This window comes from Ferrovibrio sp. GW821-FHT12F09, assembly GCF_058806775.1.
This window is the reverse complement of record NZ_JBXAPZ010000002.1, coordinates 1,121,723-1,134,873: the sequence shown is the minus strand read 5'-3', so window position 1 is coordinate 1,134,873 and position 13,151 is coordinate 1,121,723. Positions and strand designations below refer to the sequence as shown.

10 protein-coding genes are annotated in these 13,151 nt (G+C 64.2%); 7 read left to right on the top strand and 3 right to left on the bottom strand.

Annotated elements, in window-relative coordinates:
• Positions 1–13: 13 nt before the first annotated feature.
• From AC1ROB_RS18550 to AC1ROB_RS18540, 3 genes are all read left to right on the top strand, one after another.
• Positions 14–1,174, top strand: coding sequence for an acyl-CoA dehydrogenase family protein (locus AC1ROB_RS18550; RefSeq protein WP_492969629.1), 1,161 nt, complete (start codon positions 14–16; stop codon positions 1,172–1,174).
• Positions 1,175–1,178: 4 nt separating this feature from the next.
• On the top strand, positions 1,179–2,441 hold the full coding sequence (locus AC1ROB_RS18545) for an MFS transporter (RefSeq protein WP_492969630.1): 1,263 nt from the start codon (positions 1,179–1,181) through the stop codon (positions 2,439–2,441).
• Positions 2,442–2,579: 138 nt separating this feature from the next.
• Positions 2,580–4,913, top strand: coding sequence for a xanthine dehydrogenase family protein molybdopterin-binding subunit (locus AC1ROB_RS18540; protein ID WP_492969631.1), 2,334 nt, complete (start codon positions 2,580–2,582; stop codon positions 4,911–4,913).
• A 69-nt stretch (positions 4,914–4,982) separates the two neighbouring features.
• On the opposite strand, the gene AC1ROB_RS18535 is transcribed toward AC1ROB_RS18540, so the two are convergent.
• Together AC1ROB_RS18535 and AC1ROB_RS18530 are read right to left on the bottom strand one after the other, a co-directional pair.
• A complete protein-coding gene (locus AC1ROB_RS18535; protein ID WP_492969632.1) occupies positions 4,983–5,432 on the bottom strand; it encodes a response regulator in 450 nt (149 codons plus the stop codon).
• A gap of 24 nt (positions 5,433–5,456) precedes the next feature.
• Complete coding sequence (locus AC1ROB_RS18530) at positions 5,457–6,932, bottom strand: sensor histidine kinase (protein WP_492969633.1); 1,476 nt, start codon at positions 6,930–6,932, stop codon at positions 5,457–5,459.
• A 192-nt stretch (positions 6,933–7,124) separates the two neighbouring features.
• On the opposite strand from AC1ROB_RS18530, the gene AC1ROB_RS18525 reads away from it, so the two are divergent.
• The 4 genes from AC1ROB_RS18525 to AC1ROB_RS18510 all read left to right on the top strand — a co-directional run bounded on the left by AC1ROB_RS18525 (position 7,125) and on the right by AC1ROB_RS18510 (position 11,479).
• Positions 7,125–7,556, top strand: coding sequence for an NUDIX hydrolase (locus AC1ROB_RS18525; protein ID WP_492969634.1), 432 nt, complete (start codon positions 7,125–7,127; stop codon positions 7,554–7,556).
• 78 nt (positions 7,557–7,634) lie between these two features.
• Positions 7,635–8,744 (top strand): hypothetical protein, encoded by a 1,110-nt coding sequence (locus AC1ROB_RS18520; RefSeq protein WP_492969635.1) that lies wholly within the window; start codon positions 7,635–7,637, stop codon positions 8,742–8,744.
• Positions 8,741–10,156, top strand: a complete 1,416-nt coding sequence (locus tag AC1ROB_RS18515) for a hypothetical protein (protein ID WP_492969636.1) — start codon at positions 8,741–8,743, stop codon at positions 10,154–10,156. The genes AC1ROB_RS18520 and AC1ROB_RS18515 overlap by 4 nt, the downstream gene beginning before the upstream one ends.
• Positions 10,157–10,195: 39 nt before the next feature.
• Entirely contained in the window at positions 10,196–11,479 is a 1,284-nt protein-coding gene (locus AC1ROB_RS18510) for a pentapeptide repeat-containing protein (RefSeq protein ID WP_492969637.1), read from the top strand.
• Here the strand turns inward: AC1ROB_RS18510 and pgi are convergent, their stop codons facing one another.
• The gene (gene pgi / locus AC1ROB_RS18505) at positions 11,480–13,132 is read right to left on the bottom strand and encodes a glucose-6-phosphate isomerase (protein WP_492970758.1); all 1,653 of its coding nucleotides are present in this window, start codon (positions 13,130–13,132) and stop codon (positions 11,480–11,482) included. It lies immediately after the preceding gene.
• Positions 13,133–13,151: the final 19 nt, after the last annotated feature.

Here is a 13,151-nt window from a genome sequence, read left to right as displayed (position 1 = left end):
CAGAGTGACGACGATGGATACGGATACCCTTGAACAGACCCGGCAGGGTCTGCGCCGCTTCGTTCGCGAGCGGCTGGTTCCCCTCGAACAGCAGGTGGCCGAGGAAGACAGGGTGCCGGACGATATCCGCCGGGCCTTTGCCGATATGGGCCTGTTCGGTCTTTCCATCCCGGAAGAATACGGCGGCCTCGGCCTCAACCTGGCCGAAGAGGTCGATCTGGTCTTCGAGCTGGGTTGGACCTCGCCGGCCTTCCGCAGCCTGTTCGGCACCAATGTCGGCATCGGCAGCCAGGGCATCCTGATCGACGGCACACCGGAGCAGAAGGCAACCTGGCTGCCGAAGCTGGCGAGCGGGGCAGTGATCTCATCCTTTGCGCTCACCGAACCCGATGCCGGCTCCGATGCGGCCAGCGTGAAGACCCGTGCCGAGAAACAAGGCGATCATTACATCGTCAATGGCACCAAGCGCTTCATCACCAATGCACCCCATGCCGGCATCTTCACCCTGATGGCGCGCACCGATCCCGCGAACAAGGGCGCCGGCGGCGTCACCGCCTTCATCGTCGAGGCCAATACGCCAGGCATCACGATCGGAAAACCCGACAAGAAGATGGGCCAGCGCGGCTCGCATACCGCCGACGTGATCTTCGACAATGCGAAAGTGCCGGCGGTGAATATCATCGGCGGCCGCGAAGGCCAGGGCTTCAAGACGGCGATGAAGGTGCTGGATCGCGGCCGGCTGCATATCTCCGCCATGTGTGTTGGTGCCGCCGAACGCCTGATCCATGAATCGCTGAGCTATGCGCGCGAGCGCAGGCAGTTCGGCCAGGCGATTGCCGAGTTCCAGCTGATCCAGGCCATGCTGGCCGACAGCAAGACCGAGGCCTATGCGGCGCGCTGCATGGTGCGCGACGCGGCCAAGCGCTATGCCGCCGGCGAGAATGTGTCGATGGAGGCCAGCAGCTGCAAGCTGTTCGCCTCCGAGATGGTTGGTCGCGTGGCGGATCGCGCCGTGCAGATTCATGGCGGCGCCGGTTATATCCAGGACTATGCGGTCGAGCGCTTCTACCGCGATGTGCGGCTGTTCCGGCTGTATGAAGGCACCAGCCAGATCCAGCAGCTGGTGATCGCCCGGCAAATGCTGCGCCAGGCCGAAGCCGGCATGGAGTCCTGATCGCATGCCGGAGGACGGAACAGGACGCGCATCGGCGGCCCGCACGGCTTTCCTTCTGGTCGGCATCTGCTTTGTGCTGAATGTGCTGTCACGCGGCAGCGGCGAGGCCTTTACCACCTTCCTGCTGGCGCTGACGGTGGAGTTCCAGGCCAACCGCGCCGATGTGGCCGCGATCTATTCGCTGCAGATGCTGCTGGCCGGCATCTGCGCGCCGCTGGCCGGCTACTGCTTCGACCGCTTCGGCCCGTTGCGGCTCTATGCCGGCGGCCTGATCCTGCTGGCGGCCGGCCTGCTGCTTGCCTCCTTTGCCGGATCGCTATGGCAGCTCTACCTGTTCATCGGCCTCGGTCTCGGCAGCGGTGCGGCCTGCCTGGGCAACGCGCCGCATTCGGCGCTGCTGGCGCGCTGGTTCGAAAATGTGAAACTCTCGCGCGCCATGAGCGTGGTCTATGCCGGTCTGGGCATCGGTTCGCTGCTGCTGGTGCCGCTGGCCCAGTTCGTGATCGAGACCTGGGGCTGGCGCAATGCCTATCGCATGCTAGCCGCGATTGCGGTGCTGGTATCGCCCATCCTGCTGCTGGTGTCCTGGCCCACGGCCCAGGTTGGCCGCATCCGTCCGCCGCCGCCGGTCAATCGTGATGGCACGGATGTGGTGGAAAAGATCGTCGCCATCGAATGGACCATCGGCACAGCGATGCGCAACCCGGCCTTCTGGGGTTTGGCCTCAGTCTTCTTCTTTACCTCGGCGGGCATGTTCTCGGTGATGGTGCAGGCGGTCGTCTATCTGGTCGAACTGGGTTACGCGCCGCTGAAAGCCGCCTCGATCTACGGCCTGATCGGCGTGCTGACGCCGGTCGGCATTCTCGGCTTCGCCTGGATGGATGGGCGCATCGGCCGCCACACCTCGGCGGCACTGTCCTATGCCTTCAGTCTGGCAGGGCTGGGCGCGCTCTGGCTGCTGAAGCTGTGGCCCGCCGATATCGTGCTGTGGGCGTTTGTCCTGCTGGTCGGTCTGTCGTTCGGCGCCCGCGGCCCGATGGTGGGCGCCACGGCGGCGCGGATTTTCCACGGTCCCCGCTTCGGCATGATTTTCGGCACCATCCTGGTGGGCGGCGGTCTTGGCGTCGCCTTCGGCACGCTCTGCGGCGCGACGCTGCACGATCTGACCGGCGGCTACACCGCGGTCTTCCTGTTCTCGGGCGCCTGCGTGATCATGGGTGCGCTGCCCTTCTGGACCTATCGTTCGCTGCGCGCCTACGGGCCATAAGGCACCGGGAAGTGCCTGGGGACCGGATTGCATCCGTGCAATCCGACGGGTTGAAAGGGCAGGCGGAATGCCTATCATTTGTCCCCAAAATGCCCCCCGTGGCGCCGGCAAGGCGCCTGCCCTGAAAGGATTGCCCGCATGACCAAGTTCGGCCAGAGCCAGCCGGTTCGCCGTGTCGAGGACCAGCGCTTCATCACCGGCAAGGGCCGCTATGCCGATGACATCAGCCTGGCTGGTCAGGCCTATGGTGTCTTCCTGCGTTCGCCGCACGCCCATGCGAAAATCCTCAAGATCGACACCACCACCGCAAAGGACGCCCCTGGCGTGCTGGCGGTCTACACGGTGGCCGATCTCAAGGCCGCCAATATCGGCGACCTGCCCTGCACCATCCCGCTCAAGAACCGCGATGGCAGCAACCGCGCCGACCCGCCGCGTCCGGCGCTGGCCGACGGCATGGTGCGCCATGTGGGCGATCCGGTCGCCTTCGTCGTCGCCGAGACGGTGGCGCAGGCGCGCGATGCCGCCGAACTGATCGAGGTGGATTACGACAGCCTGCCGGCAGCGGCCGATCTGGCCACCGCCATGGATGCCGGCCAGCCGCAGATCTGGCCGCAGGCGCCGAACAACCGCGTCTTCGACTGGGAAGTGGGCGACAAGGCGAAGGTGGATGGCATCTTCGCCGGTGCCGCCAAGACCGTAAAGCTGACGCTGGAAAACAACCGCATCGTCGTCGCCTCGATGGAAGCACGCGTGTCGCTCGCCGCCTTCGACAAGCAGACCGGCCGGTTCTCCCTGCATGTGCCGACCCAGGGCGTCTGGGTCCAGAAAAAGCTGCTGGCCAAGATCTTCGGCCTGCCGGACGAGAAATTCGCCGTCTTCACCGATGACGTCGGCGGCGGCTTCGGCATGAAGATCTTCATCTATCCCGAACAGGTGCTCACCCTGTTTGCCGCCCGCGCGCTCGGCCGTCCGGTCAAATGGACTTCAGAACGCAGCGAGGCCTTCCTCACCGATACGCATGGCCGCGCCAACCTGACCCATGCCGAGATGGCGCTGGACAAGGATCACAACTTCCTGGCGCTGCGGATTCACAACATCGCCGATATGGGTGCTTACCTGTCGACCTATGCGCCGATGATTCCCACCATGGCCGGCACCAAGGTGCTGTCCTCGGTCTATCGTTTCCAGGCGGTGCACAGCCGTGTCGAGGGCGTGTTCACCAATACCGTGCCGGTGGATGCCTATCGCGGCGCCGGCCGCCCGGAATCGAACTACATCATGGAGCGCCTGATCGATGTCGCCGCGCGCGAGCTGGGCATCGACCGCGCCGAGCTGCGCCGCAAGAACTACATTCCGCCGACCGCCTTCCCCTGGACCAGCGCCATGGGCCTGGTCTACGACTCCGGCGAGTTCGAAAACACCGCCGATACTGCGCTGAAGGCCATCGACTGGGCCGGCTTCGAGGCACGGCGTACCGCAGCGAAGAAGAACGGCAAACGCCGCGGCATCGGCATGGCCTATTACCTGGAAGCCACCGGCGGGGCGCCGACCGAACGGGCGGAAATCCGCTTTGCCGAAGACGGCTATGTCGATGTCTATGTCGGTACGCAGTCGACAGGCCAGGGCCATGAAACCGCCTATACCGAGATCGTCGCCGATCAGCTTGGCGTAGACTTCGACAAGATCCGCATCAAGCAGGGCGACAGCGACATGATCCCCACCGGTGGCGGCACCGGCGGTGCGCGCTCGCTCTATTCGCAGGGTGGCGCCATCCTGAAGACCAAGGATGCGATCGTCGAGAAGGGCAAGGCGGTGGCTGCCGACATGCTGGAAACCGCGGCCGGCGATATCGAATTCGCCGCTGGCCGCTTCAGCGTTGCCGGCACCGACCGCGCCGTCGGCATCATGGATGTCGCGGAGGAGGCGCGGAAGCGCTCAGGGGTTGCCTACGGCCAGGCTGCCGGGCTCGACACGGCCGTCGATCATCAGATTCAGGCGATCACCTTCCCCAATGGCTGCCATGCTTGCGAGGTGGAGATCGACGAGGCCACCGGTACAGCCGAAGTGGTGCGCTATGTGGTGGCCGACGATATGGGCAAGGTCATCAACCCCACCATCGTGAAAGGCCAGATTCATGGCGGTGTGGTGCAGGGCGTGGGCCAGGCGCTGTATGAGCGGACCGTCTATGACGCAGACGGCCAGTTGCTGACCGGCAGTTTCACCGACTATTGCATGCCGCGCGCCGACAATTTCCCCGAGATCGACGTGATCCTGTGCGAAGTGCCGTGCAAGACCAATCCGCTGGGCGTCAAGGGCGCAGGCGAGGCGGGTGCGGTGGGCTCGGCGCCGGCCACGATCAGTGCCGTGGTCGATGCGCTGGCCGATCTGGGCGTCAAGCATGTCGATATGCCGGCGACCGCAGAGAAGCTGTGGCAGATCCTGCATGGAGATGTGAGCCAGGCTGCCGAATAAAAGGCCACGGCCCAGCAAACGAAAACGGCGACCATCGGTCGCCGTTTTTCTTGCGCCTGTCGGCAGCGGTCAGTGCTTGCCGTTCTCGGGCACCTGCATCACGGTCAGGAACAGGCCGAGCTGGCGGATCGCCTGGGCGAAATTCTCATAGTTGACCGGCTTGGTGATATAGACGTTGCAGCCCAGCTCGTAGCAGCGCTGGATTTCGGTCTTGTCGTCGGTCGTGGTCAGCACCACCACCGGCGACAGGCTGACGCCGGGACTGGCCTTGACCGCCTTCAGGATATCGGTGCCCTGCATGTCAGGCAGGTTGAGATCGAGCAGGATCAGCAGCGCATGGCCCGTATGCTCGCTGCCGCTGCCGTCGCGGCCGAGCAGGAATTCCAGCGCCGGCGCGCCAGCACTGAAGGGCACGATCTCGTTGTTGACGCCGGCACGGCGGATATTCTTTTCGATCAACCGCGCATGACCTTCGTCATCCTCGATCATCACGATGGTTACGGGCTTATTCTCAGGCATCGGAACGCTTTCTGCACATCAGTTCTAGGGTGTCCATTTTTTCGGTAAAAATACCGTAAAGGTCGTGCCCTTGTTCAAGGCGCTGTCGACCTTGATGGCGCCGCCGATGCGGCGCACCAGCGTACGCACATGCGCCAGGCCGATCCCTTCGCCGGGACGATCCTGGGTGCCCGCACGTCGGAATAACTCGAAGATGCGCTCATGGTCCTTGGGGTCGATGCCGCGGCCGTTATCGGCCACCTGAATGACGGCGAAATTGCCACGCTCGCTGGCGGAGATATCGATCAGGCCGGGAATGTCTGTGCGCAGGTATTTGATCGCATTGTCCAGCAGGTTGGAGAAGATCTGCTCCAGCGCCAGGCGGTCGCTGGTGAGGACAGGCAAGGCGCCGATCTCGATGGTCGCGTTGGCTTCCTGGGCGCGGTGGGCGATGTCGGCCGCCAGCGTTTTCAACAGGGCGCCCAGATCAATCGGCTGCGCGGTGAATTCACGCCGGCCGGCGCGCGACAGCTGCAGGATCGCATTGATCAGGCGATCCATCTTGGCGATCGAGGTCTTGATGAAGCCAAGTGCTTCCGTGAAGTCCTTGCGCTGTTCCTCGCGTTTGGCAGGCGGCTCATCCGGTTTGTGTTCGGCGAAGATGTCGTCCTGCAGGGTCTCCAACTCGCTGGTGAAGCCCATGATGTTGACCAGCGGCGAGCGCAGGTCGTGACTGACAATGAAAGCGAAGCGCTGGATCTCGTCGTTCGCCTCGCGCAGATCGGCGGTGCGTTCGGCGACGCGTTCCTCCAGCTGCAGGTTGGTGTTGGCGAGTTCGGCATTGGCCTGCGCCAGTTCCGCATGGGCCTGTGCCAGCTGCCCACTGCGCTTGCGGATCAGAGAAATCGAGGCCAGCGCCAGGATGGCGATGATCAGGCCGCCGACGAAATTGACGATGAACAGCAGCAGGTTGGTGCGGTCGGAATAGTCGCGCCGCTCTTCCAGCAACCTGCGTTCGTCGTTCAGCATGGCGAAAATCTGCGCCAGGACCTTGTTCATCAGGTCGAGGCCCTGCCCGGAACGGGTGATGGCAATGGCTTCCTCGCTACGGCCGGCCTGCACCAGCCCGATGGTCTGCTCCAGTTCGGACAGCTTTTCTTTCAGCAGCGGCTGGATCGCGGCGAATTTTTGCTGTTGTGACGGGTTGTCGGCGATCAGCTTCTCCAGGTCGCTGTGGATTTCGCGCAGGCGGCGCAGGCCGATTTCGTAATCCGCCAGATAACTGCTGTCGCGCGTCAGCAGATAACCGCGCTGGCCGCTTTCCGCCCGCCGGATTGCGCCCTGATAGGTGACGATGGCGGCGTTGACCTCCAGCGTATGGGCGACCTCTTCCGAGGCAGCATCCGACTCGCGCGCCAGCCACAGCGAGGTCAGGCTCATGGTGACCAGCACGATGAAGCCAGCGACCAGCAGCCCCAGCTGGATCGGAATGCGCAGGCGCAATGGACGGATTTCAATCATGAAATGGCGATAATCACAGATAAACTATTGATGATATTGTACTTATAGCGAAAATCAGTGCCCGGCGCAAAGCTCCTTCCGGTTCCGGCTGCGGCATAACGATCCGCCAGCCTGTTCGAGCCGTCCCCCAAGATATTTCCCCGGCGTTTTTTGCTACGGTCCGGTCCATCTCGGACGATGGAGCATCAGGTCATGTCGCGTGAATACCCCCTGCAGCCGCTGGTCGGGCTGGGTGCCATCGTCTGGAAAGAGGGGCGGGTCCTGATGGTGCAGCGTGGCAAGCCGCCGCGGGCCGGCATCTGGAGCCTGCCAGGGGGCGCCCAGGACCTGGGCGAGACGGTGGCCGCCGGTATCCGGCGCGAGATCGCCGAGGAAACCGGGGTCGAGATCGAATTGCTCGGCTTGGTCGAGGTCATCGATTCGATCCAGCGGGATGCAGCCGGCCAGGTTCTGTATCACTACACCATCGTCGATTACGTCGCCCGCTGGACCGGCGGCGAGGCCGTGGCGGGCGACGATGCTGCTGCGGTGGCCTGGGTCGATCCGGCCGATCTGCACCGGATGGATCTCTGGGACGAAACCATCCGGGTCATTGAAAAATCGCGCGCCTGGCTCGCGGTCTGAGCCCAGATCGTTTGCGCCGCCCGCGCCTTGTGATTAAGTAGGCGTGAGAGTTTTGCTATTCTACCGTCAGGCGTGGGGATGAATTTTCCAAAAGGTGCCGGGCACCAGTTTCAGCCCACCAAGTTCGAGGAGCGCGGCACGGCGGTGGCTTTTACCACACCGGCCCTGAGCCAGGCGCGTGTGCGCATGGACAGCCGCGACCAGCTGGAACTGACGGTTTCCGCCTTTTCCGGCGTGAAGGGCAACTACGTCATCCGCTGGAAGGACGTGCCCGACATCTTCTCGCTGACCATGCATGACCGGGCGTTGCAGGAGGCGATCTTCGCGGGCAATTCCTGTCTGCCGCCGAATGTGCGACGCGCCACCCTGGAGACCGCCAAAACCGGGCTTGCCGGTCCGGAGGCGCAGCGCGCCGCCGAGGAGGCGATTGCCGACGATGACAACGAGGTGCTGCTGACGCGCTTCTATCTGTTCAAGCAGGCGCTGGAACGGCTGTCGGGCGGACAGATGAATCTGCATGTCTCCGACTTTGCATCCGCCGGCGGCCGCGAGCGTATCAAGAGCGGCCTGGGCGATATCGCCAAACGGCTGGGCACCAATGCCAACGAGCTTTATGCCCGCCTGGAGCAATGGGGTGGCATGGTGGCGCCGCTGGGCATGCCGGGCACGACCAAGGACTGCCGAGTGCGGCGTCTGGTCAAGGGCATCGGCGATCTGTCGGACCAGCTGAACCAGTGGGCGGCCACCGACAAGTCGGAAGCCGCCGATCTGGCCCGCGGCATTGCCAAGGTGGCGGCGTTTACCGAGGATTTTGCCGCGGATCTGGCCGAGGCGGCGATCCGTCCGGTCGACTATGCCGAACGCGTATTGGCCAACTGGGACAAGGCGACCGCCAGCCTGCAGAAGGATATCGAGCGGCTGTATTGGACGGTGGATGGCTGGGAGTTCATCCTGCTGCTGTGGAAGGACGCGGAGGGTCAGGATCGCGACCATCAGCGTTCGGCGGTAACGGAAATTTATCGAGTTCTGCCCATCATCCCTGAGAAAGAAGCGTTGAACCGGCCGAACGCGCAGGCAATGCAGGAGAACACGCGCATGCAGGTGCGTGCCCTTGAAGGGTGGAATTCGGGCTCGCTCGACATCGAGATGGTGCGCCGCGTCGAGCATGTGAAACGGAGACGGATATGACCGATCTGGCCTCCGAACTGCGCGATATCGAGCGCAAGCTTTTCGAGATCCCCGACGAAAAGGTGGCGCAGCTTACCCTGCTGATCGAGCGCTCGCGCGCCGTCATCCTGTCGGCGGCCATGGCCGATGCCGCCCTTGGCACCCTGCGTCCGCGCCTGGCGAAGACCCGGCCGCCGCGGCATCTCACGCTGCAGCGTATTTTCTGCCATCCCTTCGAGGATCTGCTGGTATTGCCCGAGGATGGTGACAAGCAGTTCGGCCGCATCTCTCGTACATCGCTGGCGCCCTGCTGGGACTTCGTCCTGCAATGCCTCGACCAGGCCGCGGTGAAGCAGCTTGAAGCCAGTGTGCGGACCGAGACGCCGCCGGCTCTGGGGGCCGTCGAGGACCCGCGTATCCCCAGGCTGGGCGAGACGCTGTGGGGCATTGCCGCGCGCCGCCTGCGCGAAGAGGTTTCACGCAGCCAGGCCGAGCCCGCCTATCGCGCTGAACTGGTCACGAAGCTGGGTGGCGAAACCGCTCTGCTCGATCTGATCGACATGCTGGGCATGCTGGAGATCGCCGCCTTCCTGGAGACGTTACGCGAAGAACTGTCGCCCAAACCGGTCGGCAGGTTCCTCGACAGCCAGGTCGAAGTGATCAAGGAAACCTACACGGCCCTGTGCAACTTCGGTGCGGGCCAGCCCGGCTACATGATCGCCTTCGTGCTGGCGCGCATGAGCGACCCGTTCCAGGCCCTGCCGGTCTTTGGCGAGATGGGCGACCTGCCGACCGGGATCCCCGATCTCAAGCCCGGCCAGTATGCCCGCCGGATGATTGCCGGCGACAGCAAGCGTTTCTTCAAGTCGATCGGGCGCAGCGACAGCAGCAAGATGGAAGCCGGCAATATTGCCGGCATGGTGGACGATTTCGTCCGTATGATCGGCCGGCTCAAATCCGACGGTATGGCGGACGGCCCGCAGCCGGAGATGGATGCGGCCGGCGTGAAACTGCGTGATATGGTGAAGACCGGCGTGCTCGCCGGTGCTGATGCCAAGGTTCTGGACGCCCTGGCAACGCCCGCGACCATCGAGCCGGGCCAGGAAGCGGCCGTAAAGCAGGCTATCTTCGATGCCAAGGTGGAGGCCGAGAATCGCGTCTATGCCATTCAGAAAGTGGCGCGCGTTGCCGGAGAGATTGGCGCCGACAAGGATGTGAGCGGCACGCTGAAGCAGCTTGGCGGTCAGATCGAGCAGGGTGGCAGTACACTGATCAACGACATCAAGGCCGGTAAGTTCAATGCATTGGGCAAGGAAGCTGTGAAACAGCAACTTTATGGTGCAGTGCGCATGCTCGAACTGGTCAGCGGTGGCCCCGCGGCGACCAAGCTGATGAAGGATGGCCTTGCTGCCATTGAAAAGATGCCCACCTGATCCCATTTTTCTTCTACGGGCTGATGCCCGGCGGAGGAGATGATGGACAGCAGTCCGAAGGCTCTGGCGGCTGATACGGCGCCGCCCAAATCCGGCACGGTCCGCAAAAAGCCGACCCAGGCCGAGATCGCCAAAATTGTCAAACTGCATCAGGATTATCGCAACGGCGTGTTCGGCGGCCGGCGCGCCATCCTGTCCTTCCACGATCTGGAAGGCATGATGTTTGCCGGTGCCGACCTGAGCGATGCGGATTTCACCGGCGCGGCGCTGTATGGCGCCAGCCTGGGCGGCTGCAACCTCGATCGTGCGGTGCTGTTCGGCGCCGATCTGCGCAATGCCAATCTCACCGGTGCCAGCCTGGTGCGCGCCGATTTGCGCGGCGCCATTCTCCAGGGCGCCAATCTGACCCATGCCAACCTGTTCGATGCCGACCTGCGCGATGGCGTGATCGCCGAGCGCGACGAAGTCACCCGCGATATCCGCGCCATGGAACACAAGCATGGCGCCGTCGAGATGCAGGGGGCCGCCATGAAGGGCGCCAACCTGACCAGGGCACGCATGAGCGGCGCCGTGGCGCATCACACCGATTTCACCGATGCCATCATGGTTGGCTGCAATCTTGTGCGCGCCAATCTCGCCCATGCCAACCTGACCAATGCAGACTTGTCCGGCGCCGATCTGTCCGGCGCGCGGCTCACCGGAGCAACGCTTACCAATGCGGTGCTGACCGATGCCAAGCTGCAGCAGGCCGATCTCTCGGGTGCCAAGACCGACGGCATGCTGGGCGACAAGCCGGCTGGCAAGGCGCTGGATGAGTTGGGCATGAGCCCGGAAGAGGCATTGCGCCTGCATGCGCTCTGGGTGACGTCCGGCGGTGCGCAGGGTCAGCTGGTCGATTTCAGCGATTTCGACCTGCGCAAGATCGGCAGCCTCTACAAGGCGCAGCTCACCGGCCTGATGGCGATGAAGGCGGTATTCTTCGGTCTCAATCTGGAAGGCGCAGCCATGCAGGGTGCGCGGCTGGCCGGCGCCGATCTGCGCAACTGCCGCCTGGCGGGAGCCGATTTGCGCGGCGCCAACCTGAAGGGGGCCAAGCTCGGCCATGCCGATCTGCGCAAGGCCGATCTGGGACCGCTGGTGGTGGCGGCGACGCGCAGTTTCCCCACCCATCTGGACGGCGCCAATCTGCGCCATGCCGATCTGCGCGGCGCCATCCTGAAGGCGGCCGTGCTGGTGGATGCTGATCTGCAGGAGGCCGATCTGGCCGGCGCCGCACTCGATGGCGCCGACCTGACAAACGCGGCCGGCTATAAGCCCGACTGATCAGCCGCGCGGCGTGCTGCGCGCCAGGGCGATCAACCCGCCGGTGGCGGAATCATGCGGGTGCAGCACCGAGGCATCGCTGAGCTCTTCCAGGATCGGCTTGGCCAGCTGCTTGCCCAGCTCGACGCCCCACTGGTCGAAGGAATTCACGCCCCAGATGGTGCCCTGCACGAAAATCTTGTGCTCGTAGAGCGCGATCAGCATGCCGAGATGATAGGGATCCATCTGCGGCAGCAGGATGGTCGTGCTCGGCCGGTTGCCGGCGAAGACCTTATGCGGCGCGGTTGCAGCCACCGCCGCATCCTCGGCGCCGGCGGCGCGCAGTTCGGCTTCGGCCTCCTCGCGGGTCTTGCCGCGCATCAGCGCTTCGGCCTGGGCGAAGACATTGGCCAGCAGGATGTCGTGATGGCGGCCGATCGGGTAGCGGCTTTTCAGCGGCGCGATGAAATCGCAGGCAATCGTCTGCGGTCCCTGATGCAGCAACTGGTAGAAGGCATGCTGACCATTGGTGCCGGGCTCGCCGAACACGATAGGTCCGGTATCGTAACCCAGCGGGCGGCCCCAGCGGTCGACGCTCTTGCCGTTGCTCTCCATATCGGCCTGCTGCAGATAGGGAGCCAGCTTGGACAGCCCCTGGTCATAGGGTAGCACGGCCAGCGCGGTCGAGCGCAGGAAGTTGACATTCCATACGCCGGCCAGCGCCATCAGCACCGGCAGGTTCTCGTTCAGCGGCGTGGTGGCGAAATGGTGGTCCATCGCATGGGCGCCATCCAGCATCTGGCGGAACTTGTCCATGCCGATGCCGAGCGCGATGGGAAAACCGATGGCCGACCACAGCGAATAGCGGCCGCCGACCCAGTCCCAGAACTGCAGCACCTGCTCCGGCCGGATGCCGAACTTGCCCGGCACCGTGGTATTGGCCGACAGGCCCATGAAATGCCGCGGCCAGTCGATGATGCCGGGGCCGAGTTTTTCCTGCAGCCAGGCCCGCGCCGTTTCGGCATTGGCCATGGTTTCCTGGGTGGTGAAGGTCTTGGACGCCACGATGAACAGCGTGGTCTCGGCTTCGCATTTCTCCAGCGTGCGGGCGATATCGGCGCCATCCACATTGCTGACGAAATGGATGTCGATGCCGGGCAGGCGGTCGGGGCTAAGCGCTTCCAGCGCCATGCGGGGGCCGAGATCGGAACCGCCGATGCCCATGGCGACCACGCTGCGGAACGGCTTCTCGGTGGTGCCGCGCCAGGTGCCGTCGCGGATCGCATCGATGATCTCGCCCATGCGCACCAGTTCGCCCTGCACCAAGGCGACGATATCGGTGCCATCGACGGTCAGGCTGCCGGTGGCCGGCAGGCGCAGCGCGGTATGCAGCGCCGCGCGATTCTCGGTGGTATTGATCGGTTCGCCGCGCAGCATGCGGTCGCGCCAGCCTTCCACATCGGCCGTGCGGGCGAGATCGAGCAGCAGCTCCAGCGTCTCGGCTTCGATGCGCTGGCGCGACAGGTCCAGCAGCAGGTCGCCGCAGCGAAACGACAGGCTGTTGAAGCGTTCGGGATCGGCAGCGAACAGGTCGCGCAGATGCCGGTTGCGTGCAGCCAGGGCATGGGCAGCCAAGGCGCGCCAGGCAGGTGTCTGGTCGATCGGCGGCGGCAACGACATCATCCCTCCGACG